Here is a 21,406-nt window from a genome sequence, read left to right as displayed (position 1 = left end):
GCAAAAGTTCTCCCCCTCCAAGCAAGTTTCCTGTGAGCTCTGATCTGGCACACACGAAAAACGCAGCTCGGGCATGGCCGGCTGCGCGAATAATCTTGTCGTCGACCCTTTTCCGGGAACCGGTTCACCCGTTTCCCGCAATAACCGACGCTATCCCTTTCCTACGGGCAACCTTCTATTGAGCCTGACGGCACAGTAAAAGTTCCCAGCGTTATAACCGCCTTCGATGAACATTGTGCAACCATGTCGGGAAAAAGCGCCCTTCATCGTCGATATTCGCCTAGGGCGGAATTCTTCGTGAAAGCAGCAGCCTTTAGACCCGGCCAGCTAATAGTACCTGTCACGGTAGTTTCACAATGCCATGAACGCCCGGCTATTGTGCCGATCCACCCCTCTATATACTAGTCGCCTGTGTGGCTGTCTTGACTCGCCGTTCCAGGTGTCTTGCGCCAACCCCGACCCGGGTCGCATCGAGCGGAATCCTGAAATGAGCCAACAGTTTCAATACGATGTTCTGGTGATTGGCAGCGGCGCTGCCGGTTTGAGCCTTGCCCTGACCTTGCCCGGCCACCTGCGCATTGCCGTGCTGAGCAAGGGCGACCTGGCCAGCGGTTCGACCTTCTGGGCCCAGGGCGGTGTCGCCGCCGTGCTGGATGACACCGACACCGTCGAATCCCATGTCCAAGACACCCTCAATGCCGGCGGCGGTCTGTGCCACGAAGATGCCGTGCGCTTCACCGTCGAGCATAGCCGCGAAGCCATCCAATGGCTGATCGATCAAGGCGTGCCGTTTACTCGCGACGAACAATCCGGCACCGAGGACGGCGGTTTCGAGTTCCACCTGACCCGCGAAGGTGGGCACAGCCATCGGCGCATCATCCACGCTGCCGACGCCACGGGCGCCGCGATCTTCAAGACCCTGCTGGCCCAAGCCCGGCAGCGCTCGAACATCGAGTTGCTGGAGCAACGGGTCGCCGTGGACTTGATTACCGAAAAACGCCTGGGCCGCGACGGTGACCGCTGCCTGGGCGCCTATGTGCTCAACCGTGGCACTGGCGAAGTGGACACCTACGGCGCGCGCTTCACCCTGCTTGCCTCTGGCGGCGCGGCGAAGGTCTACCTCTACACCAGCAACCCCGACGGTGCCTGCGGTGATGGCATTGCCATGGCCTGGCGCTCGGGCTGCCGCGTGGCCAACCTGGAGTTCAACCAGTTCCACCCCACGTGCCTGTATCACCCGCAGGCCAAGAGTTTTCTGATTACCGAAGCCCTGCGAGGGGAAGGCGCCCACCTAAAGCTGCCCAACGGCGAGCGCTTCATGCAGCGTTTCGACCCCCGCGCCGAGTTGGCGCCCCGGGATATCGTGGCCCGCGCCATCGACCATGAGATGAAGCGCCTGGGCATCGACTGCGTGTACCTGGACATCAGCCACAAGCCCGAAGCCTTCATCAAGAACCACTTCCCCACCGTCTATGAGCGCTGCCTGGAATTTTCCATCGACATCACCCGCCAACCCATCCCGGTGGTGCCCGCTGCGCACTACACCTGCGGCGGTGTGATGGTGGACCAGCAGGGCCGCACCGATGTGCCCGGCCTGTATGCCATTGGCGAAACCAGTTTCACCGGTTTGCACGGCGCCAACCGCATGGCCAGCAACTCGCTGCTGGAGTGTTTTGTCTATGCCCGCTCGGCAGCGGCCGACATTGTCGAGCAGCTGCCCCGGATCGGCGCGCCTGACACCCTGCCGGCATGGGATGCCAGTCAGGTTACCGATTCCGACGAAGACGTCATCATCGCCCACAACTGGGATGAACTCCGGCGCTTCATGTGGGACTACGTAGGCATCGTGCGCACCAACAAACGCCTGGCGCGGGCCCAGCACCGGGTGCGCTTGCTGCTCGATGAGATCGACGAGTTCTACAGTAACTACAAGGTCAGCCGGGACTTGATCGAACTGCGCAACCTCGCCCAGGTAGCAGAACTGATGATCCGCAGCGCCATGGAACGCAAGGAAAGCCGCGGGCTGCACTACACGCTCGATTACCCGAACCAACTGGAACAGGCCCTGGACACTATTCTGGTGCCGCCCACCTACGCCGACTGAACTTGAGACGAACCCGCAGGCGCCGATGCACCTCCGGCGCCAGCCCATCGCGCGGCACACACACCGCACGTACCCGGCGCTGGCCGCGCAAGCGAAAACGCAGCACCACCATCATCGGCAGCGCCAGGCTGTCACGGCGCAATTGCACGGCCTGCCAGCCATCGGCGGCGTTCCATAGTTGCCAGCCGTCAGCGTCACGACGCAGGGCGCAGAAGGCTGTGGGATGGGTCAGCAGGATATGCCGTGGCAGGGTCCAGGCCCCGTGGCCCAGGCACAACACGACAGCGGCCAGACGTGCCCAACCGCCAATATCAAGGGCAAACAACGAACCCAGCGCGAACAGCTGGGCCAGGAGATAGGCCGCCAGCAGGTACCGTGAGGCATGCCAGCGGCACTCAAAGTGATTACTTGGGCTGAACACGGTCCAGGATCATGCGAACCATGCGCTGCAACTCGGGGTCTTCGGATTCGCTGCGTTCCATGAACCAGCCGAACATATCCTGGTCTTCGCATTCGAGCAGCCTGACGTAGCAGTCGCGGTCAACCTGGTTCAGATGGGGGTAAACCTCCCTCACGAACGGCACCAGCAACACGTCCAGCTCAAGCATGCCGCGGCGGCTGTGCCAGTAAAGGCGATTCAGTTCAACGTCTTCGACCATGGAACGCTCCTCAAATAGGGCGCAAGTATACAGCCCGTAATGGCCAGGGCCAGTCGGCTTTGGTCGGCCACCGCCGATCCTTTGGAAACTACCCATTTCCAGGGCGCCCCCTTATGATGTGCCCCAGACTTTTTACCCTGCGATGACCCATGGCCGATTCCGCTTTTTTCTGCACGCTGTCCCATGAAGGTGTCCTGGCTGTTCGCGGCTCGGACGCGGCCAAGTTCCTGCAAGGCCAGTTAACCTGCAACCTCGATTACCTGAGCCAAAGCCACGCCAGCCTGGGCGCGCGCTGCACGCAAAAGGGCCGCATGCAATCGAGCTTTCGCATCCTGCTTGAAGGGGATGGCTGCCTGCTGGCCATGGCCCGCGAGCTGGTGGAGCCACAACTGGCGGACCTGAAGAAATACGCCGTGTTCTCCAAATCCAAATTGACCGACGAAAGCGCTGCCTGGGTGCGTTTTGGCCTGAACGACGGCGATGCCGCGCTGCGCGCCCTGGGCCTGGACCTGCCGGCCGAGACTGACGCCGTCGTCCGCGCCAATGGCTTGATCGCCGTGCGCGTCTCCCCAGCCCGCGCCGAGTTGTGGGCGGCGGCGCAACAGGCCGAGGCGTTGCACCAGACCCTCGCCACCCACCTGCCCGAGGGCGATCTCAACGCCTGGCTGCTGGGGCAGGTGCGGGCCGGCATCGGCCAGGTCATGGCCGCCACCCGCGAACTGTTCATCCCGCAGATGCTCAACCTGCAAGCCGTGGGCGGCGTGAGCTTCAAGAAGGGCTGCTACACCGGCCAGGAAATCGTCGCGCGCATGCAGTACCTGGGCAAACTCAAGCGCCGCCTCTATCGCCTGGCCCTGGACGCCAGCGTCCTGCCCGAGCCCGGCACGCCGCTCTTTGCGCCCAGCCACGCCAGCTCCATCGGTGAAGTGGTGATTGCCGCACGCAGCGCAACCGGCATGGAACTATTGGCCGTGCTACAGGCCGAAGCCGCTGAAGCGGGCGATATTCACCTGGCCACCCTCGAAGGCCCGGCCCTGCACCTGCTCGACCTGCCTTACTCTCTGGATCGCGACCGTGAAATCCAGCGTTAAGCGCAGCACCTTTTTGCAACACCCTAGAGAGCAGAAATGAGCAAGCTGGCAGAAAAAGTCCAACGGGATCTGGTGGCCGCCATCGACAACGATGACCTGGTCCTACCAACACTGCCGGAGGTGGCCCTGGGCATACGCAAGGCCGCCGAAGACCCGGAAATCAGCGTCAGCACCCTGAGCAAAGTGATCGGCCGCGACACCGCCCTGTCGGCACGCCTTATCAAAGTGGTCAACAGCCCTCTGCTACGGGCCACCCAGGAAGTCACCGACCTGCACACCGCGATCACGCGCCTGGGCGTCAACTACAGCAGCAACCTGGCCATTGGCCTGGTGATGGAGCAGATCTTCCACGCCCGTTCCGAGGTGGTAGAGCAGAAAATGCGCGAAGTCTGGCGCCGCAGCCTGGAAGTGGCGGGCGTCAGCTACGCCCTGTGTCGCAGCCACAGCCAACTGATGCCGGACCAAGCGGCCCTCGGTGGTTTGGTACACCAAATCGGCGTGCTGCCGATTCTCACTTACGCCGAAGACCACTATGAACTGCTGTCCGACCCGGTCAGCCTCAACCACGTGATCGAACACATCCACCCGTTGCTGGGGGACAAACTGCTCAGTGTTTGGGAATTCCCGGAACGGCTGGTGAAGCTGCCCGGCCTGTACCAGGATTTCACCCGCCAATCCTTGCAACTGGATTACGTCGACCTGGTGCAAGTGGCCACGCTCTACTGCCACCGGGGCACCCGGCACCCATTGGCGCGGCTCGACCTGCAGGAAGTTCCGGCGTTCCGCAAACTGGACCTTGACCTGGACAACCCCGCCTTGTGCCTCGACCTGGAAGAATCCCGGTCGATGTTTTACTAGGCGCCAGCAATAAAACTTACCCGCACCTTCAGCCCGCCCCCCGCACCGTCGTGCAGGCTGATTTGCGCCAGGTGTGCGCGGCAGATCTCCCCGACAATCGCCAGCCCCAGGCCCGAACCGGCGCCTTGGGCGCTGCGTCGGTAAAAGCGCTCGAACACCCGGCCGCGTTCCTCGCGGGGGATGCCCGGGCCATCGTCTTCCACCTCCAGCACACCCGGTGCGGCGACGCGCAAAATCACGTTGCCACCCGCAGGCGTGTGGGCCAACGCGTTATCCACCAGGTTGCTGAGCAACTCGTTGAGCAGCGTCGGCTCGCCGAGCAACCACACCGGCTCATCGGCCTCCAGCGCCAGGGCCACACCCCGGGCATGGGCCAGGGGCGCCATGGCCATGCCCAGTTCCCGCGCCAATTGGCTCAGGTCCAGACGCTGGGCACCGCCCTCGGCAATCGCCCGCGCACCGTTTTCGATCCGCGCCAGGGACAGCAACTGGTTGGCCAAGTGGGTCAAGCGATCCGTGCCCTGGGCCGCGCTTTCCAGGGTCAGGCGCCAGGTTTGCGGGTCACTGGCACGCAGGCCCAGCTCCAAGCGCGCCTTGAGCGCCGCCAGGGGCGTGCGCAACTCGTGGGCGGCGTCGGCGATGAACTGCGCCTGGCGCTCGAACTGCCCGCGCAAACGCTCGGTGAAGTGGTTCAGCGCCCGCACCAAAGGCCACAGCTCATGCTGCACCTGCACCAACGGCAGTGGCCGCAGGTCATCGGGCTGACGTTCTTCCACCGCCGTGCGCAAGCGCTCCAATGGGCGCAACGCGGCACTGACGGCAAACCACACCAACAGCAGCGCGCCCATGGCCAGCATGCCCAGACGCAACAGGGTGTCGGCCATCAGGCTGCGGGCCATGCTCACCCGCGCCTCGTCGGTTTCCGCGACGCGGATTTCCGCCATACCGTTCATGTTCGGCTCGATCACGGCCTTGAGCAGGCTCACCACCCGCACGTTCTGCCCCTGATAGGTGGCGTTGTAGAAGCGTGCCAGGGCCGGGTAATCATCTGTGCGCGGCGTACCCGGTGGCGGGCCGGGCAGGTTTTCGTAGCCGGAGATAAGTTTTTGGTGGATGTCGTTGACCTGGTAGTAGATGCGCCCGGCACTGTCGTAGGCGAAGGTGTCGAGGGCCACATAGGGCACATCGGCGCTCAGGCTGCCGTCGCGCTGGGACAGGCCCGCAGCGATGGTCCGCGCCGAGGCCAGCAGGGTGCGATCGTAGGCGGTGTCCGCCGCTTCGCGGCCGTTCCAGTAGGCGCTCAAGCCGCTGGCCACCATCAACACCACCAGCAGCAAGGCCAGGTTCCACAACAAGCGCCAACGCAGGCTGCTGGGCTTATGCATCGCGGCTTTCCAGCAGGTAGCCAAGCCCCCGGAAGGTGACAATAACCACCGGGTGGCCATCGAGTTTCTTGCGCAAGCGATGCACGTAGATTTCGATGGCGTCGGGGCTGGCCTCTTCGTCCAGGCCGAACACCTGGGAGGCCAGTTGCTCCTTGCTCATCACCCGGCCCGGGCGGGCAATCAGGGCTTCGAGCACCGCTTGTTCGCGGGAAGTGAGCGTCAGCAGTTCCTCGCCCAGGGTGAAGCGCCGGGTGTCCAGGTCATAGACCAGCGCACCGCAGCGCTGCTGGCGTTCGCCACCGAGTACGGTACGGCGCAGCAGGGCCTTGACCCGCGCTTCCAGTTCGGTGAGTTCAAACGGCTTGGCCAGGTAATCGTCGGCCCCCAGGTTGAGGCCGTGGACCCGATCCTTGACGTCGCTGCGGGCGGTGAGCATCAGCACCGGTAGGTTTTTGCCCCGGGCGCGCAACCGCGCCAGCACCTCGAAACCATCCATGCGCGGCAGGCCCACGTCCAGGATCGCCACCGCGTAGTCCTCGCTGCCCAGGGCCAGGTCGGCGGCCACCCCATCGTGCAGCACATCCACCGTCAGGCCGGTGCTTTTCAAGGCCTGGGCGACGCTTTCGGCCAACTGCAGATGGTCTTCGACGAGCAGGACACGCATGGATCTGTACCTCATTCAGGAAGGGTCGGCGCCACTCTTGGGCGCGGAGTTTACAGGCGCATCCGATGCTGTGAAGGCAAAAAAAACCTGAAAGGTTAGCGAAAGGTTGGCCCGCTAGAGTCCCGCCACGGACAGTTTCGGCCGCGGTACGCGGTCAAGCGTAGTTCCCCGAAAAACGCCCCGATGCGTTTTCGACAATAAGAACAATAAATGGAGTGTTCCACGATGCGGTCAGCACAGCCCCGTCTTCGTCCGCCCACCCGATTCCTGCGCAACGCCACCTACCGCTCCCTCTGTTCATCCCGCGGCGCCGATGACATGCGCCTGCTGGTCAGCTACAGCGTTGTGCTCTGATAAGCCCCGTCACACCCATAACAACAACTCCCTTGGAGACCACCATGCCCCTATCCCTGCGTCAATGTGCCCTGGCCGTCGGTTGCCTGCTGTTTACCGGCCAGTTGCTGGCCGAACCCAAGCGCCCGGAATGTATCGCCCCTGCCTCCCCCGGCGGCGGCTTCGACCTGACCTGCAAACTGGTGCAAAGCGCCCTGGTCAACGAAAAACTCCTGAGCAAACCCATGCGCGTCACCTACATGCCCGGCGGCGTGGGCGCGGTGGCCTATAACGCGGTGGTGGCCCAGCGCCCGGCCGATGCCGGCACGTTGGTGGCCTGGTCCAGCGGCTCCTTGCTGAATCTGGCCCAGGGCAAGTTCGGCCGTTTCGATGAAACCCACGTGCGCTGGCTCGCAGCGGTGGGCACCAGCTACGGCGCCATCGCGGTGAGAAGCGACTCGCCCTACAAGCGCCTCGACGATTTGGTCCAGGCCCTGAAAAAAGACCCGAGCAAAGTGGTGATAGGCTCCGGCGGCACCGTCGGCAGCCAGGACTGGATGCAAACCGCGCTAATCGCCAAGGCCGCCGGGATCAACCCACGCGACCTGCGCTACGTGGCCCTCGAAGGCGGCGGCGAGATCGCCACCGCATTGCTGGGCGGGCACATCCAGGTCGGTAGCACCGATATTTCCGACTCCATGCCCCACATCCTGAGCGGCGACATGCGCCTGCTGGCGGTGTTCGCCGAACAACGCCTGGACGAACCGGAAATGAAAGACATTCCCACCGCCAAGGAGCAGGGCTACGACATCGTCTGGCCCGTGGTGCGCGGCTTCTATTTGGGGCCAAAAGTCAGCGACGAAGACTACGCCTGGTGGAAAGACGCCTTCGACAAAATGCTGGCCTCCACTGACTTCGCCACGCTGCGCGACCAACGCGAGCTGTTCCCATTCGCCCTGACCGGCCCGGAACTGGACGCCTACGTGAAAAAGCAGGTCGCCGACTACAAAGTCCTGGCCAAAGAGTTCGGCCTGATCCAGTGATCGCCTCTTTCTAGCGGCCGCGCGCCCCGAGCAACGGGCGCGCGGCCCAGGAGTTCCCCATGCTGTTACAACGCATCTTCGCCGGCGCACTGCTGTTGGCGTGCCTGGGTTTGGCCCTCATGGCCTGGCCCTATCAGGCGGCTTTTTCCTACGAACCTGTCGGCCCAAGGGCCTTTCCCCTGCTGATGCTGGGCCTGATGGGCCTGGCGCTGCTGTATATGCTGTTTCGCCCCACACCCATCGTGCACAGCGAGGACGAGCCGCCTCTGGACCGCGAAACCCTACAAAAAATCGGCCTGTGCGTCGCGTTGCTGCTGCTCTTCGCCAGCTTGTTCGAGCCCCTGGGCTTCATCCTCAGCAGCATGCTGATCGGCATTCCCATGGCGCGCCTGTATGGCGGCCGCTGGCTGCCTGCCATCGCGGTGACCACCCTGATGAGCGTTGGCCTCTACCTGCTGTTCGACACGTTGATGGACGTGCCGCTGCCCCTGGGCCTGCTGGCCGTCCTGGAGAACTGATATGGATACTTTCAGCTACTTGGGCCAGGGCTTCGGCGTGGCGCTGAGCCCCTACAACCTGGTCACCGCGCTGTGCGGCACCTTGATCGGCACCGTGGTTGGCCTGTTGCCGGGCCTGGGCCCTATCAATGGCGTGGCGCTGTTGATCCCCATCGCCTTCGCCCTCGGCCTGCCGCCGGAGTCGGCGCTGATCCTGCTGGCCGCCGTGTACCTGGGCTGCGAGTACGGCGGGCGCATCAGCTCGATCCTGCTCAACATCCCCGGCGAAGCCTCCACCGTGATGACCACCCTCGACGGCTACCCGATGGCGCGCAAAGGCATGGCCGGTGTGGCGCTGTCGCTGTCGGCCTGGAGCTCGTTCATTGGCGCATTCATCGCCACCTGCGGCATGGTGTTGTTCGCCCCGCTGCTGGCGAAATGGGCGATTGCCTTCGGCCCCGCGGAATACTTCGTGCTGATGGTGTTCGCCATCGTCTGCCTGGGAGGCATGGCCGGTGATCGACCGCTCAAGACCTTTATCGCGGCGCTGATCGGGCTGTTTCTGTCAACGGTGGGCATCGATGCCAACAGCGGTGTGTACCGTTTCACTGGCGACAATGTCCACCTCACCGACGGCATTCAGTTCGTGGTGCTGGTGCTGGGCCTGTTCTCCATCAGCGAAATCCTCCTGTTGCTGGAGAAAACCCACCGTGGCCAGGAAGCGGTCAAGGCCACCGGGCGGATGCTGTTCAACCTCAAGGAAGCCTCGGCGGTGTTCGCGGTGAACGTGCGCTGCGGCCTCCTGGGTTTCATCATGGGCGTGTTGCCCGGTGCGGGCGCGACGCTGGCCAGCGCCGTGGCCTACATGACCGAGAAACGCATCGCCGGCGCCAAGGGCACTTTTGGCCAAGGCGACATGCGCGGCCTCGCCGCCCCGGAAACCGCCATCGGCGCCTCGGCCTGTGGCGCGCTGGTGCCGATGCTGACCCTGGGCGTACCGGGCTCGGGCACCACTGCGGTGATGATCGGCGCCCTGTCGCTGTACAACATCACCCCCGGCCCGCTGTTGTTCCAGCAGCAACCGGACATCGTCTGGGGCCTGATCGCCTCCTTGTTCATCGCCAACATCATGCTGGTGATCCTCAACATCCCAATGATCCGCCTCTTTACCCGCATCCTCGCCGTACCGAACTGGGCGCTGGTGCCGGTGATCGCGATCATTACCGGGATCGGCGTCTACGCCGTGCACGCCACCACTTTCGACCTGTTCCTGATGGTGGCCATCGGCATCTTCGGCTACATCCTGCGCAAGCTGGATTTCCCGCTCTCGCCAGTGCTGCTGGGGTTCATCCTCGGCGGGCTGATGGAGCAGAACCTGCGCCGGGCGCTGTCAATTTCCGACGGCGCGCTGGAAATCCTCTGGTCGAGCCCGATCACCTTTGGGGTCTGGGTGCTGACCGCCATCATGCTGCTGGTGCCGCTGTTGCGTATCTGGCGCAAACGCGCCCTGCAACGGCGCCTTATCGCCGATGTCTGAGCGGGCCTTTAAAGCCTGGTGGGGCACGCCATTGGTGGGCCTGGCGGGCGGCTACCTCGCCAGCCTGGTCGGCTGGCCGCTGCCGTGGATGGTCGGTTCGTTGCTGGCGATCATCCTGGTGCGCTGCCTCACCCCCTGGCAGTTAGCGGAAGTTCCCGGCGGGCGCAAATGCGGGCAATGGATTGTCGGCATCGGCATTGGCCTGCACTTCACCCCGGAGGTGATCGAGCAGGTGGTGAGCCACTTCGGCCTGATCTTCTTCGGTGCGTTGGTGACCAGCCTGTCCAGCGTGGTCGGGGTCTGGTTGCTGCGCCGCACCGGCGAAGACCGCGCCACTGCGTTCTTCTCCAGCATGCCGGGCGGTTCCGGCGAGATGGTCAACCTCGGCGCCCGCAACGGCGCCGTGCTCAGCCGCGTCGCCGCGGGGCAAAGCTTACGGGTACTGGTGGTGGTGCTCTGTGTGCCGGCTGCCTTCAAGTACCTGTTGGGTGACGGCGTACCGCTGCTGCACCCGGCCACTGTCGATTGGCGCTGGCTGGCCGTGTTGTTCCCGGCGGGCGCCCTGCTCGCCTGGTTCTGGCAACGCCTGCGCCAGCCCAACCCCTGGCTGTTCGGGCCGTTACTGGTGAGCGCGGCGGTCAGTATCGGTTGGGATCTGCACATCGGTTTGCCCGACGGCGGCAGCCAAGTCGGCCAATGGCTGATCGGCAGTGGCCTGGGTTGCCACTTCAACCGTCAGTTTTTTCGCCGCGCCCCGTCGTTCATGGGCCGCACCCTGGTCGGCACGGCGCTGACCATGCTCATCGCCACCCTCGCAGCCCTGGGCCTGAGCGCCCTGACCCACCTGGACCTGCGCTCCCTGACCCTGGGCATGATGCCCGGCGGTATTGCGGAAATGAGCCTCACCGCCGAAACCCTGCAACTGTCGGTGCCTCTGGTCACTGCGATGCAGGTCATGCGCTTGTTGTTCGTGCTGTTTCTGGCCGAGCCGCTGTTCCGCCACTGGAACCGTCAGGACTGAGCCAAACCCTCACACGACGAGCGGCAAACGCCACTCGATCGGCGCCTCGCCATTCTGCTCCAGGTACTTGTTAGTGCGGCTGAAGTGCCCGCAGCCGAGAAAACCGCGATAGGCCGACAACGGCGACGGGTGCACGGAGGTCAGCACCAAATGCTTGGTGGCGTCGATCAGTTTCTGCTTGCTCTGGGCATGGGCGCCCCACAACAAGAACACCAGGTGCGGCTGGTGCTCGCTGACAATCTCGATCACCCGGTCGGTAAAAAACTGCCAACCCTTACCCGCATGGGCGTTGGCGGTCGCCCGTTCCACGGTCATGGTGGTGTTGAGCATCAGCACGCCCTGGTCGGCCCAACTTTGCAGGTAGCCGTGGCTGGGGATGTCGATGTTCAGGTCGCGCTTGAGCTCTTTATAGATATTGACCAGCGACGGCGGCGCCGGTACGCCCGGTTGCACCGAAAAGCACAGGCCATGGGCCTGGCCGGGGCCGTGGTAGGGATCCTGGCCGAGGATCACCACTTTGACCTTGTCCAAAGGCGTGGAATTGAGCGCATTGAAGATCATCGGACCCGGCGGGTAAATCTCCTTGCCCGCGGCATGTTCGCGGCGCAGAAACTCGCGCAGTTCGGCCATATAGGGTTGGTCGAACTCGGCGCGCAGGGCCTCCTTCCAGCTCGGTTCCAGTTTGATGCGGTCGTCGGAAGTCATGGCAAGGGTCCAGAAAAAACAATGGCGGCACCCTAGGAAAGCTCACAGCGCTTGTCAATTGATCTGACGCAGAACCGGCACTTTCCTACACAGCGATCATACTGAACGCTCAAATTCCCGATTGAGGTCACGATGAACCTGCACTTTGAAGAGCTGACCGGCACCGACGGCGCACGCATCGGCATCGCCAGCCTGGACGCCGAAAAGTCCCTCAACGCCCTCTCCCTGCCGATGATCCTGGGCTTGAGCGAACGCCTGGACGCCTGGGCCAAGGACCCGCAAATCGTCTGCGTATTGCTGCGCGGCAACGGCGCCAAGGCCTTCTGCGCGGGCGGTGAAGTGCGCAGCCTGGTGCAAGCCTGCCGCGCCCAGCCCGGTGAAGTGCCGCCCCTGGCTGCGCGATTCTTTGCCGCCGAGTACCGCCTCGACTATGGCCTGCACACCTACCCCAAACCGTTGATCGCCTGGGGCCACGGCTACGTGCTGGGCGGCGGCATGGGGCTGCTGCAAGGCGCCAACATCCGCATCGTCACCCCCAGCAGTCGCCTGGCGATGCCGGAAATCAGCATCGGCCTGTACCCGGATGTGGGTGCCAGTTGGTTTCTCTCGCGCCTGCCCGGCAAGCTCGGTTTGTTCCTCGGCCTGACCGGCGCGCACCTGAACGGCCGCGACGCCCTCGACCTGGACCTGGCCGACCGCTTCTTGCTGGATGAACAACAGGAAGCGTTGATCGAAGGGCTGCTGCAACTCAACTGGCAGGAACAGACGCCCGTACAGCTCAACAGCCTACTCAAGGCCCTGCAACAAGAAGCCAGCGCACAGGTGCCCGCCGGCCAGTGGCTGGCCCGGCGTGGGGAGATCGATCAATGGCTGGATGTCAGCGACGTGCAAGGTGCCTGGCGGGCCATCAGCCAACTGCGCGACCACCCCGACCCGCTGCTGGCCCGCGCCGCCAAGACCATGACAGAAGGCTGCCCGCTGACCGCGCATCTGGTGTGGGAGCAAATTGCCAGGGCACGGCATTTGTCGTTGGCCCAGGTATTCCAGATGGAATACAGCTTGAGCCTCAACTGCTGCCGTCATCCCGAGTTCAGCGAAGGCGTGCGGGCCCGGCTGATCGACAAGGACCAGACGCCCCATTGGCACTGGCCCGATATCAACGGCATTCCCCCAGCCGTGATCGAGGCGCATTTTCACAAGGCTTGGGAAGGCAGGCATCCGCTGGCGGATTTATCTGAGTACTGACGCTCATGACCCCAAGACGACGGAGGGAGCGAGCAAGCTCGCCCCCTCCGGCTCAACGCTTTAAGTAACGGTAATAGGCTAGAACAAGCCTCAGCGGTTGTGCCCGCCACGATGACCGCGATCACCCCGCCCATCACGCTCGCCGCGGTTGTGGCCTCTGTCGTGGCCGCGGTTGCCATGCTCGGCGCGCTCATCGCGCCCGCGATAGTCACCCCGCGGGCCGCGGTGCTGGTCCCAGCCGCGATTGGGGTAGGCACGGTAGGCCATCCGTGGTGCAGGCTGGTAGTAGCGCGGAGCCGGTTGGTAATAACGAGGCGCCGAGTAATAACGCGGGGCCGGGCTGTAATAGCGATTGCGATCCTGGTAGTAACTCCCGCCACCGTAGTAATAGGCCGGTGCCGGCGTGCTGTAGACCTCGGAACGGTAGTACGTCGACCCTCCATCGTAGTAAGGCGTGCACGCAGCAAGAGACAGACCCAGCACAACAATCAGAAGAATTCGGCGATACATGGCGGCCTCCTGGACCGCTGATGGGCCATGCCAGCGACGCTGGTTGGCGTCAGCCGGCAAATACACCGACTGACGAAATATCTGACAACAAAAACGGAATCTGGTGCCATTCAGCAACACCCGAATACAAACGAGGGTACCCGGGTGGCTGCCTGGCGGTTGCGGTTATCCGCGCGAATTATTGTTCGACATCACTGAAGGCACAGTCGCCCGGTGCCTGGTTGGTGCATTCATACAACACCAAGCCAATCTCGGTGGTAACTTGCTTCCACTTATCCAGGTTCCTCAGCTGTACTAAAACATCAGAACTTTCGTTCGGGCGATAACGCATATTCAAGCCTTCACCATTACCCACTTTATATTGGCAATAACCCACAGTGCCCACTGTTCCACTGGCATTGTTACTGGGGTAGAACACTCCATTCTCAAACGACACCACTTTTTGGTTTTGCACTGCCGACGGGCTGAGCACGCCAAGCCACTCGCCTTTGGCACTGGCCGTAGTTGCCGTGTAGATGCCGTACTTACCGGTGATATCCGCCGGTGCCGGGCAGCTTTCAAAACTAACGGCCCACGAACTCATGGAAAAAAACAATGGTGCCGCGGCAACAAGAAATTTCATTTTCATAACTAACCCCTGATAGTCGTTAATTAAATCCGCCTGTTTCGATTCCTTGCGAATACGTTTACAGCGGACAGTGATGAGACTATCGGGCATTAGTAATTTAACAATGGGACTTTCTGTAGGCTTAATCCCAAACAACAATAAGAACAATGCCAGGCAACTCGTTACTCCCCCCCTTCCCGGCTTTGCAGCAGCGCAAGGCGGCCGAAAATGCCTCCATCATTTACCCTCGGTGCCACTAGAATGCACCCATCAGGTCTCTAGCCATGGAATCGCTATGCCGCTTCGTTCTGCGCTCTACTCCCAACGCGGGTTGGTCACCACCCTTATCGCTCTGCTGGGCTGTGGCTTCCTCGCCACTTCGCTACTGAGTTACTACGCCTCGCGGGCCTCCATTCGCGACAACATCGTCAACACCGAACTGCCCCTGACCTCCGACACCGTCTACTCGGAAATCCAGAAGGATTTGGTACGGCCCATCCTGATTTCCTCGATGATGGCCCGCGACACCTTCATGCGCGATTGGGTGATGGCCGGCGAGCGCGAGCCGGGGCAGATGACCCGCTACCTCAACGAAGTGATGACCCACTACGGCGCATACACCGCGTTCTTCGTCTCCAACAGCAGCCTGACCTACTACCAGGCCAAGGGCGTGCTGAAGAAAATCGCCGTCGATGAGCCCCGCGATGCCTGGTACTTCCGCGTGCGCGACATGGCCACGCCCTACGAGATCAACGTTGACCTGGACATGGCCAACCAGGACAGCCTGACGTTCTTCATCAACTACAAAGTCTACGACTACGCGAACCAGTTCATCGGCGCCGCTGGTGTGGGCCTGACCGTCGATGCGGTGATAAAACTGATCGACACCTACCAGCAGCGCTACCAGCGCAGCGTGTACTTCGTCGACACCACGGGACGGCTCGTGCTCACCGGTGCCGACGGTGGCCCGCAAGGCGCGCGCGCCGGGCAATCGCTGCATGACCTGGAAAGCCTCAAAGACCTGCTGGCCAAACTGCCCAAGCCCCACAGTGGCAGTTATGAATACTCGGCCCAAGGCCAGGAGCACTTTCTTAATGTGCGCTTTATTCCGGAACTGAACTGGTATCTGTTCGTCGACAAGCGCGAAGACAGCGCCCTGGGCGAGATCCGCCAGTCGCTGTACCTGAACCTGCTGATCTGCCTGATCGTCACGCTCATCGTGCTGGCGCTGCTTAACCGCGTGGTCAACCGTTACCAACGGCGGATCGAGACCCAGGCTACCCTCGACAGCCTCACCGACCTACCCAACCGCCGTGGCTTCGACCTGCTGGCCGCGCAAGCGCTGCACGAAGCTCAGCGCGAGCCCAAGCCCCTGGCCGCGATGCTGCTGGACCTGGACCATTTCAAACGCCTGAACGACACCTACGGCCACCTCGCCGGCGATAAGGTGCTGGCCGGTTTCTCCCGAGACCTGGAAAGCTGCCTGCGCCAATCCGACATCATCTGCCGCTGGGGCGGTGAAGAATTCATCGTGCTGCTCAAAGACACCGACGGCCAGGATGGCCTGATGATTGCCGAAAAAATTCGCACGCGCATCGAAGAACAACGCTACGACTATCAGGGGCAAACCCTGCAAATAACCGTCAGTATCGGCCTCACCACCCTGCAACCCGACGACACCCTGCACAGCTTGCTGTCCCGGGCCGATCAGGCGATGTACCGGGCCAAACAGACGGGCCGCAACCGCACCTGCGTAGAAATGCCTCACTCAAGCTATGAATAAACCCGAACTGTGCCCGGCCTGCGGCGCCCGCAACGGCTGCACCCTGGCCGACCCGCGTAGCGCCGACCAGGCCTGCTGGTGCTACAGCGTCAGCATCGACCCGCGCGTGCTGCAGGCCTTGCCCCCCGAACTGCGTAACGCCGCGTGCCTGTGCCCGCGCTGCGCGCAAGTCGACGCGCAGTTGCAGGCAGCGGCCCCGGCCGTGGAGTAACATGCGCGCCCCATTCGCCGCCCGCCGATAGCCATGCGCCTCGATCGCTTTCTCAGCAACCTGCCCTGCTTCAACCGCAAACAGGTGCGCCTGCTGCTGGCAGAACGCCGCGTGCAGGTGGACGGGCACACCGTCAGCGACCCCCACCATGACGTGCGCGAGTTCAGCCGGGTCGAATGCGATGGCCAGTTGCTGCAAGCCGCAAGGCCCGCGCGCTATCTAATGCTGCACAAGCCCAAGGGCTGCGTCAGCGCCACCCGCGACCCAGAGCACCAAACCGTCCTGGACCTGATCGCCGCACCGGACAAGCACCAACTGCACATTGCCGGGCGCCTGGACTTCAACACCACCGGCCTGATGCTACTGACCAATGATGGCACTTGGTCGCGGCGCCTGACCCAGCCGCAGACCAAACTGGCCAAGGTCTATTACGTCGAAACCGAGCAAGACATCGGCCCGCACTACGCACAGATATTCGCCGCCGGCCTGTACTTTGCCTTTGAAAACCTCACCACCCAACCCGCCGAACTCCAAGTGCTGGGCCCCAGGACCGCACGCCTGAGCATCGTCGAAGGCCGCTACCATCAGGTCAAACGCATGTTCGGCCACTTCGACAACAAGGTTCTGCGCCTGCATCGCGAAGCCATGGGGCCGCTGGTGCTTGACCCGGCCCTGGCGCCGGGCCAGTACCGTGCCTTAACCCCGGATGAAATCCAGCAGATCTGAAGTCGGCCCTGCAGGTTGCAGGACAATGGCCATTCGGTACTTGCGGGTTGCCCGATGCCCTGCTTGAATCAAACGGTCGGCCGTAACATGACCGCACAGTCACAAGCCACTTCCAATAAAAAATTTGCTGGCCTGGGCCCTTGAGGCTCAACGCATTCCGGCAAATTGCCCGCCTATAACAACACCCGTCGACCAGCCCCAGCGGATCGACATGGGCCCTCACTTGCAGGCGTATGCCTACCTGTCACAAAGCCCGTGCACACTCACGTTGCGCGCATACCCGCTTGCTTGCCAGGAGTCTTACGACATGAGGCCAGAAATCGCCGTGCTGGATATACAGGGGCAGTACCGGGTCTACACGGAGTTCTATCGCGCAGATGCCGCAGAAAAAACCATCATCCTGGTCAACGGCTCGATGGCCACCACTGCGTCATTTGCCCAAACCGTGAAAAACCTGCACCCGCAGTTCAATGTGGTGCTCTACGACCAGCCCTACGCGGGCAAATCCAAGGCCCACAACCGCCATGAAAAAATGCTCACCAAGGACGTCGAAGGGCAGATCCTGCTGGAACTGATCGATCACTTCGCCGCCGAGCACATCCTGTCCTTCTCCTGGGGCGGCGCGGCCACGCTAATGGCCTTGGCCCAACGGCCACGACGGATCGAAAAAGCCGTGGTCAGTTCGTTCTCGCCGGTCATCAACGCGCCCATGCTCGACTACCTCGAACGCGGGGCTGGCTACCTCGGCGCCCTCGACCGCGACCGCGTCGGGCACTTGGTGAATTCCACCATCGGCAAACACCTGCCGTCCCTGTTCAAGCGCTTCAACTACCGCCACGTCAGCAACCTGGCCGAGCACGAATATGGGCAAATGCGCTTTCACATCAACGACGTGCTCACCAGCGACCGCAGTTGCTACCTGCGCGCCGCGAAAAAAATTAGCGTGCCGGTGCTGTTCGTCAATGGTGAATGGGATGAATACACCGCCGCCAGCGACGCCAAACTGTTCGCCGACCACGTGCAGCACAGCAGCTTCAGCACCGTCCAGGCCACGGGGCACTTCCTCGACATGGAACACAAAGCCGCCTGCCGCGACACCCGCCACGCCTTGATAGGTTTCCTCAAACCCGGCCAACACGAAACCCGACCGCGCTACCTCCACCACCCGGCCCACCCTGCACTGGCCCTTTGACCCGCCCTGCAAACAAGCCCCACGCCACGGCCAAAACACCCGATACGTGGGGCTTGCTCTCTCAATACCGGCCACTAATGTGTTGACCCGACAAAGAAAAACTTCAAATCCAAGCGCACATCTGGTACAAAGTCAGCCGCTCTGAGCGGGTGTCGTATAATGGCATTACTCCAGCTTCCCAAGCTGATAACGAGGGTTCGATTCCCTTCACCCGCTCCACTTATTCCTCGCCTGTTCCCGCTCCTTGTGGCAAACAGCGAACCTAAAAAACCGGCTAATACGCCGGTTTTTTTGTGCCCCGTCATCTCGCAAGCCACCGCTTCGACAAGCCGCTGAATGGGCCGGACATTTCCACCCGGCGACAATCGATGCCATCACAAGCGCCCACGCCCACCTAAAACAGAGGTTCGTGTTACCTGCCCGCCAATGCCCGCGCCCGCTCCAGGTGTTCTTCCAGTTTGGGCAGGGTTTCTTCAGCAAAAGCCTTGAGTTCCGGCAGTTCACTGGTTTTCGCCTGTTGTTGCAGTTGTTCGATGGCTTGTTCGGTGTTTTTCACCTGAGCGGCGGCGTAGGCCTGGTCGAAGGTGTCGCCGTCCTTGACCTGGGGCATCAGGCGTTTGGCTTTGTCGACCACTTCGCTGCGCTCGGCCACGGGCAGTGCCAGTTGCTTGGCGATTTTGGCCAGGTGCTGGTTGGCGGTGGTGCGGTCGTTGATGACCTGGATGGTGTAGTCCTTGACCTCTTGGGACTCGGTTTTCTGGTGGGCCATGCGGTTCAGTTCGATGTCGGCGATGGCTTGGGCCGAAGCGTCGTCGATGAATTGCGTGGGCGTCTGGGCCCAGGCCTGGCTGGCCCAGACGCCCAAGAGCAGGGAAAAACTGACGGTGCGTAATCGGCTGGCCTTGAGGCTCATGATCGCGCCCTCCTTGAAGATGGCAGTTGAGGCGCAGGCCTTAGCCTTGCCTCCTGAGTGACTGGCGCGGGGGACGCCCGCACAACTTCAGAATGCCTGGCACCGTAAAGGTTTAAAAAACTTGTCGCGGCCACGACGAACGGCCCCAGTTCAGAGCGCTTGCTGGCGTCGTTTTTCGGCGTACATGGCATCGTCGGCGTGCTTGAACAATTGCGTGTCTTCGTCGCCGTGCTGCGGGTAAAACGCCAGGCCGATACTGGGCACGATGGTCAGTAGATGGCCACCCAGGTGCAGCGGCTGGCTCAGGGCCTGGCGGATCTTCTCGGCCACGCGTCGGCCATCCTCTTCTTCGTGCACCTTTTCAAGCAGCACGACGAACTCATCGCCGCCCATGCGCGCGACGGTGTCGCTTTCGCGCACGCAGCCCTTGAGGCGGCTGGCCACGGCTTGTAATAGCAGGTCGCCAACGCCGTGCCCGTAGCTGTCGTTGACCTGTTTGAACTTGTCCAGGTCGATGTACAGCAGTGCCATGCGCCCCGCCTCCTGCCGCGCGCGGGTCAGCGCCGCCCGCACCCGTTCGCGCAGCAGTTCGCGGTTAGGCAGTTGGGTCAACTGGTCGAACTGTGCCATGTGCTGCAAACGCGCGTGCAGTTGCTTGCGCTCGATGGCGGTGGCCACCTGGGCGCAGACGTATTGCAGCAGTTCCTTATCCTGCTCGGTGTAGCGCTCCCCACCCGGCGGGCTCTTGACCACCAAGGCGCCGATGGTGCCGCGCGGGGATGTCAGCGGCACGCCGAGCCAACAGGAAGAGTGCAGGTCATGGGCCAACGCGTCGAAGGCCGGCAACCGGCCGCTGTCCTCAGGCGTGAGCAGTAGCGGCTGGCCACTGCGGATGACCTCTGCGCACAGGCTGGCCGTGTCCACGCCTTGAGGCTGCGGCGCAGCGTTCTGGTCGTGAACCTGATAAGGAAAACTGATCTGCTGGCACTGGTGGTCGTACAGCGCCACGGAGAAGTTCAGCGCCGGCAGCCACTCGCCAATGATGCGGTGGATGCGGCCGAACAACGCCAGTAAATCCTCGGCGGCATGGGCGGCTTCGGAGATGGCATAAAGCGCAGCCTGTTTGGACTCGGCCAACTTGCGCTCGGTGATGTCGCGGGCAACGGCGATGCGCAGTTGATCCACGGGCGACCAGCGTGCCGACCAAAGGATATGGGCGATTTTCCCGTCCTTGCACAGGTAGCGGTTCTCGAAATTCGGCATGGGCTGACCGCCCATGATTTCCCGCGCTGCTTGCAGGGTGCGCTCGCGGTCGGCGGGGTGGACCAGGTCGATCATCGCCCGGCCGATCAGTTCCTCGGGGGTATAGCCGAAGATCCGCTCGCACGCGGCGCTGACAAAGACAAAACGCCCCTGCCCGTCCACCGCGCACACGGCATCCAGCAATAGATCGATGTAGCTCGCCAGTGGAGCGGAGTTCTTGGTTGCCATCTGGAGTCGATACTGCCCGTAAAAATCCAGCATTGAGTATCCGTCCCTGGGGCCATTACTGCAGCGCTGCTCCCTGGAGGGTCAATCCAGGGTTTTGTTCGCCAGCAACCCGGGCACCGCGTGCAACAGGGCATTGATGGCGAAGCCGATGAACATCAAGCCGCAAACCCGGGTGATCGCCAGCTCATGGCGCTGGTACAGGGTACGCACGTGCCGCGCGCCAACCACGGCGATCAGGATGGCGTACGCCGCCAGCCCGCCGATAAAACTGAGGAAAATCAGCCACGGCAGCATTTCCCAGTTGAGCAGTTCGGCACGGCTGGACAGCAGCGCCGTGAAGGTCGCCACCGCCACCGGGTAAGCCTTGGGGTTGGTCAGGCCAAACACCACGCCATGCCAAAACGGTTGCCGCGCCGGGCCTTGGGTGGCCGGGTCGCTGTTGCGCCGCGCACCCAGCGCCCGCGCGCCGAGCCAGAACAGGTACAGGCCGCTAAGCACGCCCAGCACGTCGAACGCCGTACTGCCGATCACCCGCGCACCGACAATGGCGATCAGCGCCGTGCTGCACCACACCACATCGCCCAGCAGGTGCCCGCAGAGGAACCCCGCCCCCGCCCGGCGCCCTCGCGCCGCGCCGATGCCGAACACCGCCAGCACGCCCGGGCCTGGGGTGATGCCATAGATAAAACCAGAAGCCAGTACCGCGAACAGCAAGGAAGGCGTCATCCCGTTTTCCATCGAGAACTGTAATGAAGGTCGATCATGTCCAAGGCAGATGGCCAAACGACATGAGGCGAATCGCCGCAGTCTATCTCAGGCGCTAAAGATTAC

At 62.6% G+C, this 21,406-nt stretch carries 23 protein-coding genes and 1 tRNA gene; 14 read left to right on the top strand and 10 right to left on the bottom strand.

Annotation, left to right across the window (positions count from 1 at the left end):
- Positions 1 to 487: 487 nt before the first annotated feature.
- Complete coding sequence (gene nadB, locus AC19YR_RS19220; protein ID WP_095107176.1) at positions 488 to 2,104, top strand: L-aspartate oxidase; 1,617 nt, start codon at positions 488 to 490, stop codon at positions 2,102 to 2,104.
- Here nadB and AC19YR_RS19215 read toward each other — a convergent pair.
- Positions 2,073 to 2,525: a protein YgfX gene (locus AC19YR_RS19215; protein ID WP_095107174.1), complete on the bottom strand. Its 453-nt coding sequence runs from the start codon at positions 2,523 to 2,525 to the stop codon at positions 2,073 to 2,075. The genes nadB and AC19YR_RS19215 overlap by 32 nt on opposite strands.
- The gene (locus AC19YR_RS19210; protein WP_095107172.1) at positions 2,509 to 2,763 is read right to left on the bottom strand and encodes an FAD assembly factor SdhE; all 255 of its coding nucleotides are present in this window, start codon (positions 2,761 to 2,763) and stop codon (positions 2,509 to 2,511) included. Before AC19YR_RS19210 ends, AC19YR_RS19215 begins: the two co-directional genes overlap by 17 nt.
- A 149-nt stretch (positions 2,764 to 2,912) precedes the next feature.
- Here AC19YR_RS19210 and ygfZ point away from each other — a divergent pair, with 149 nt between their 5' ends.
- Together ygfZ and AC19YR_RS19200 are read left to right on the top strand one after the other, a co-directional pair.
- Complete coding sequence (gene ygfZ / locus AC19YR_RS19205) at positions 2,913 to 3,854, top strand: CAF17-like 4Fe-4S cluster assembly/insertion protein YgfZ (RefSeq protein WP_095107170.1); 942 nt, start codon at positions 2,913 to 2,915, stop codon at positions 3,852 to 3,854.
- Positions 3,855 to 3,890: 36 nt separating this feature from the next.
- Complete coding sequence (locus AC19YR_RS19200) at positions 3,891 to 4,712, top strand: HDOD domain-containing protein (protein ID WP_095107168.1); 822 nt, start codon at positions 3,891 to 3,893, stop codon at positions 4,710 to 4,712.
- Here the strand turns inward: AC19YR_RS19200 and AC19YR_RS19195 are convergent.
- Both AC19YR_RS19195 and AC19YR_RS19190 read right to left on the bottom strand, forming a co-directional pair.
- Positions 4,709 to 6,097 carry a sensor histidine kinase gene (locus AC19YR_RS19195; RefSeq protein WP_095107166.1) on the bottom strand — a complete coding sequence of 463 codons (1,389 nt, stop codon included), beginning with the start codon at positions 6,095 to 6,097 and terminating at the stop codon, positions 4,709 to 4,711. The two genes, AC19YR_RS19200 and AC19YR_RS19195, sit on opposite strands and share 4 nt — an antisense overlap.
- The gene (locus AC19YR_RS19190) at positions 6,090 to 6,761 is read right to left on the bottom strand and encodes a response regulator (RefSeq protein WP_500599711.1); all 672 of its coding nucleotides are present in this window, start codon (positions 6,759 to 6,761) and stop codon (positions 6,090 to 6,092) included. Before AC19YR_RS19190 ends, AC19YR_RS19195 begins: the two co-directional genes overlap by 8 nt.
- A 225-nt stretch (positions 6,762 to 6,986) precedes the next feature.
- On the opposite strand from AC19YR_RS19190, the gene AC19YR_RS19185 reads away from it, so the two are divergent.
- From AC19YR_RS19185 to AC19YR_RS19165, 5 genes are read left to right on the top strand one after another with little or no spacing between them, the layout of a single operon-like run.
- On the top strand, positions 6,987 to 7,115 hold the full coding sequence (locus AC19YR_RS19185) for a hypothetical protein (protein ID WP_256576518.1): 129 nt from the start codon (positions 6,987 to 6,989) through the stop codon (positions 7,113 to 7,115).
- 44 nt (positions 7,116 to 7,159) lie between these two features.
- Positions 7,160 to 8,137 (top strand): Bug family tripartite tricarboxylate transporter substrate binding protein, encoded by a 978-nt coding sequence (locus tag AC19YR_RS19180; protein WP_500599709.1) that lies wholly within the window; start codon positions 7,160 to 7,162, stop codon positions 8,135 to 8,137.
- Positions 8,138 to 8,196: 59 nt separating this feature from the next.
- Entirely contained in the window at positions 8,197 to 8,655 is a 459-nt protein-coding gene (locus AC19YR_RS19175) for a tripartite tricarboxylate transporter TctB family protein (protein WP_500599708.1), read from the top strand.
- Between the two features lies 1 nt (position 8,656).
- Entirely contained in the window at positions 8,657 to 10,171 is a 1,515-nt protein-coding gene (locus AC19YR_RS19170) for a tripartite tricarboxylate transporter permease (protein WP_095107158.1), read from the top strand.
- Positions 10,164 to 11,192 carry an AbrB family transcriptional regulator gene (locus AC19YR_RS19165; RefSeq protein ID WP_500599705.1) on the top strand — a complete coding sequence of 343 codons (1,029 nt, stop codon included), beginning with the start codon at positions 10,164 to 10,166 and terminating at the stop codon, positions 11,190 to 11,192. The genes AC19YR_RS19170 and AC19YR_RS19165 overlap by 8 nt, the downstream gene beginning before the upstream one ends.
- 9 nt (positions 11,193 to 11,201) lie before the next feature.
- Here the strand turns inward: AC19YR_RS19165 and ung are convergent, their stop codons facing one another.
- Positions 11,202 to 11,897, bottom strand: a complete 696-nt coding sequence (ung, locus tag AC19YR_RS19160; RefSeq protein ID WP_095107154.1) for a uracil-DNA glycosylase — start codon at positions 11,895 to 11,897, stop codon at positions 11,202 to 11,204.
- A gap of 132 nt (positions 11,898 to 12,029) precedes the next feature.
- Here ung and dspII point away from each other — a divergent pair, with 132 nt between their 5' ends.
- Positions 12,030 to 13,142 (top strand): enoyl-CoA hydratase/isomerase DspII, encoded by a 1,113-nt coding sequence (dspII, locus tag AC19YR_RS19155; protein ID WP_500599703.1) that lies wholly within the window; start codon positions 12,030 to 12,032, stop codon positions 13,140 to 13,142.
- A 90-nt stretch (positions 13,143 to 13,232) separates the two neighbouring features.
- On the opposite strand, the gene AC19YR_RS19150 is transcribed toward dspII, so the two are convergent.
- Together AC19YR_RS19150 and AC19YR_RS19145 are read right to left on the bottom strand one after the other, a co-directional pair.
- Positions 13,233 to 13,652 carry a hypothetical protein gene (locus AC19YR_RS19150; protein WP_095107150.1) on the bottom strand — a complete coding sequence of 140 codons (420 nt, stop codon included), beginning with the start codon at positions 13,650 to 13,652 and terminating at the stop codon, positions 13,233 to 13,235.
- Positions 13,653 to 13,830: 178 nt separating this feature from the next.
- A complete protein-coding gene (locus AC19YR_RS19145) occupies positions 13,831 to 14,427 on the bottom strand; it encodes a DUF3757 domain-containing protein (RefSeq protein WP_141233950.1) in 597 nt (198 codons plus the stop codon).
- Positions 14,428 to 14,554: 127 nt separating this feature from the next.
- On the opposite strand from AC19YR_RS19145, the gene AC19YR_RS19140 reads away from it, so the two are divergent.
- The 5 genes from AC19YR_RS19140 to AC19YR_RS19120 all read left to right on the top strand — a co-directional run bounded on the left by AC19YR_RS19140 (position 14,555) and on the right by AC19YR_RS19120 (position 18,390).
- Entirely contained in the window at positions 14,555 to 16,042 is a 1,488-nt protein-coding gene (locus AC19YR_RS19140) for a sensor domain-containing diguanylate cyclase (protein ID WP_095107146.1), read from the top strand.
- Positions 16,035 to 16,253 (top strand): cysteine-rich CWC family protein, encoded by a 219-nt coding sequence (locus tag AC19YR_RS19135; protein WP_500599701.1) that lies wholly within the window; start codon positions 16,035 to 16,037, stop codon positions 16,251 to 16,253. The genes AC19YR_RS19140 and AC19YR_RS19135 overlap by 8 nt, the downstream gene beginning before the upstream one ends.
- A 33-nt stretch (positions 16,254 to 16,286) precedes the next feature.
- A complete protein-coding gene (locus AC19YR_RS19130) occupies positions 16,287 to 16,979 on the top strand; it encodes a pseudouridine synthase (RefSeq protein ID WP_500599700.1) in 693 nt (230 codons plus the stop codon).
- A 307-nt stretch (positions 16,980 to 17,286) separates the two neighbouring features.
- Positions 17,287 to 18,171, top strand: a complete 885-nt coding sequence (locus AC19YR_RS19125) for an alpha/beta fold hydrolase (protein ID WP_500599699.1) — start codon at positions 17,287 to 17,289, stop codon at positions 18,169 to 18,171.
- A 145-nt stretch (positions 18,172 to 18,316) separates the two neighbouring features.
- Positions 18,317 to 18,390: transfer RNA gene (locus AC19YR_RS19120), tRNA-Gly, on the top strand.
- 193 nt (positions 18,391 to 18,583) lie between these two features.
- Here AC19YR_RS19120 and AC19YR_RS19115 read toward each other — a convergent pair.
- The 3 genes from AC19YR_RS19115 to AC19YR_RS19105 form a co-directional block, all read right to left on the bottom strand.
- Positions 18,584 to 19,084, bottom strand: coding sequence for a DUF4142 domain-containing protein (locus AC19YR_RS19115; RefSeq protein ID WP_500599698.1), 501 nt, complete (start codon positions 19,082 to 19,084; stop codon positions 18,584 to 18,586).
- Between the two features lie 150 nt (positions 19,085 to 19,234).
- Positions 19,235 to 20,575 carry a sensor domain-containing protein gene (locus tag AC19YR_RS19110; protein WP_500599728.1) on the bottom strand — a complete coding sequence of 447 codons (1,341 nt, stop codon included), beginning with the start codon at positions 20,573 to 20,575 and terminating at the stop codon, positions 19,235 to 19,237.
- A gap of 81 nt (positions 20,576 to 20,656) precedes the next feature.
- A complete protein-coding gene (locus tag AC19YR_RS19105) occupies positions 20,657 to 21,301 on the bottom strand; it encodes a LysE family translocator (protein ID WP_095107131.1) in 645 nt (214 codons plus the stop codon).
- Between the last annotated feature and the right edge of the window lie 105 nt (positions 21,302 to 21,406).

Source organism: Pseudomonas sp. MF08817 (assembly GCF_059862705.1).
This window is presented reverse-complemented; position numbering and strand designations above follow the sequence as displayed.

Coding starts and splice junctions, on each gene's coding strand:
- AC19YR_RS19140 (WP_095107146.1), top strand. CDS start 14,555: ATGCCGCTTCGTTCTGCGCTCTACTCCCAACGCGGGTTGGTCACCACC.
- AC19YR_RS19185 (WP_256576518.1), top strand. CDS start 6,987: ATGCGGTCAGCACAGCCCCGTCTTCGTCCGCCCACCCGATTCCTGCGC.
- ung (WP_095107154.1), bottom strand. CDS start 11,897: ATGACTTCCGACGACCGCATCAAACTGGAACCGAGCTGGAAGGAGGCC.
- AC19YR_RS19190 (WP_500599711.1), bottom strand. CDS start 6,761: ATGCGTGTCCTGCTCGTCGAAGACCATCTGCAGTTGGCCGAAAGCGTC.
- AC19YR_RS19165 (WP_500599705.1), top strand. CDS start 10,164: ATGTCTGAGCGGGCCTTTAAAGCCTGGTGGGGCACGCCATTGGTGGGC.
- AC19YR_RS19115 (WP_500599698.1), bottom strand. CDS start 19,084: ATGAGCCTCAAGGCCAGCCGATTACGCACCGTCAGTTTTTCCCTGCTC.
- AC19YR_RS19210 (WP_095107172.1), bottom strand. CDS start 2,763: ATGGTCGAAGACGTTGAACTGAATCGCCTTTACTGGCACAGCCGCCGC.
- AC19YR_RS19135 (WP_500599701.1), top strand. CDS start 16,035: ATGAATAAACCCGAACTGTGCCCGGCCTGCGGCGCCCGCAACGGCTGC.
- AC19YR_RS19195 (WP_095107166.1), bottom strand. CDS start 6,097: ATGCATAAGCCCAGCAGCCTGCGTTGGCGCTTGTTGTGGAACCTGGCC.
- dspII (WP_500599703.1), top strand. CDS start 12,030: ATGAACCTGCACTTTGAAGAGCTGACCGGCACCGACGGCGCACGCATC.
- AC19YR_RS19150 (WP_095107150.1), bottom strand. CDS start 13,652: ATGTATCGCCGAATTCTTCTGATTGTTGTGCTGGGTCTGTCTCTTGCT.
- ygfZ (WP_095107170.1), top strand. CDS start 2,913: ATGGCCGATTCCGCTTTTTTCTGCACGCTGTCCCATGAAGGTGTCCTG.
- AC19YR_RS19180 (WP_500599709.1), top strand. CDS start 7,160: ATGCCCCTATCCCTGCGTCAATGTGCCCTGGCCGTCGGTTGCCTGCTG.
- AC19YR_RS19175 (WP_500599708.1), top strand. CDS start 8,197: ATGCTGTTACAACGCATCTTCGCCGGCGCACTGCTGTTGGCGTGCCTG.
- AC19YR_RS19125 (WP_500599699.1), top strand. CDS start 17,287: ATGAGGCCAGAAATCGCCGTGCTGGATATACAGGGGCAGTACCGGGTC.
- AC19YR_RS19110 (WP_500599728.1), bottom strand. CDS start 20,575: ATGGCAACCAAGAACTCCGCTCCACTGGCGAGCTACATCGATCTATTG.
- nadB (WP_095107176.1), top strand. CDS start 488: ATGAGCCAACAGTTTCAATACGATGTTCTGGTGATTGGCAGCGGCGCT.
- AC19YR_RS19170 (WP_095107158.1), top strand. CDS start 8,657: ATGGATACTTTCAGCTACTTGGGCCAGGGCTTCGGCGTGGCGCTGAGC.
- AC19YR_RS19200 (WP_095107168.1), top strand. CDS start 3,891: ATGAGCAAGCTGGCAGAAAAAGTCCAACGGGATCTGGTGGCCGCCATC.
- AC19YR_RS19105 (WP_095107131.1), bottom strand. CDS start 21,301: ATGACGCCTTCCTTGCTGTTCGCGGTACTGGCTTCTGGTTTTATCTAT.
- AC19YR_RS19130 (WP_500599700.1), top strand. CDS start 16,287: ATGCGCCTCGATCGCTTTCTCAGCAACCTGCCCTGCTTCAACCGCAAA.